Here is a 515-nt window from a genome sequence, read left to right as displayed (position 1 = left end):
TTGCGTTGCTCACACCCTAACAGGGCGTTAGGCTTTCAGGAGATTTATGAAGTATCTGCAAGGATTAGTATTTTTAATTGCTAGTGCATCTAGCGTTTCAAATGCAGACACAATCTACGATGAATCTAGGGAGAGGCATATCCCTATAGAAGTTACGCTTCCTCAATCAGTAAAAAAATGTAAAAAGGAATCTAAATGTCCAGTTGCTCTATTGAGCGCTGGCTACGGCGTATCTCATTTGAAGTATACATTTTTAGCTAATCAGCTCAATAACCTGGGTTACCTTGTTGTAGCTATTGGACATGAACTGCCAAATGACCCACCACTTTCAACGACAGGAAATTTATTTGAAACCAGAAGTGAAAATTGGCGCAGAGGCGCTCAAACTCTGGACTTTGTTAAATTAGTTTTGAGTAGGCGTTTTGAATATTATGATTTTGACAATTTGCTCTTAGTTGGGCACTCAAATGGTGGTGATATCTCTTCATGGTTAGGAAATGAAAATAAGCTTTATA

The 515-nt window shown here is 38.4% G+C and carries 1 pseudogene; it reads left to right on the top strand.

Features of this window, described 5'->3' with window-relative positions:
* Positions 1-46 precede the first annotated feature (46 nt).
* A pseudogene (locus BCT81_RS05000) lies at positions 47-515 on the top strand (alpha/beta hydrolase); the annotation flags it as partial.

Origin of the sequence: Vibrio sp. 10N.261.52.A1 (assembly GCF_002876325.1) — a bacterium.
Taxonomy (GTDB): Bacteria; Pseudomonadota; Gammaproteobacteria; order Enterobacterales; family Vibrionaceae; genus Vibrio; species Vibrio chagasii.
Note: the sequence above shows the minus strand (reverse complement) of the source record. Positions and strands in the feature narration are given on the sequence as shown.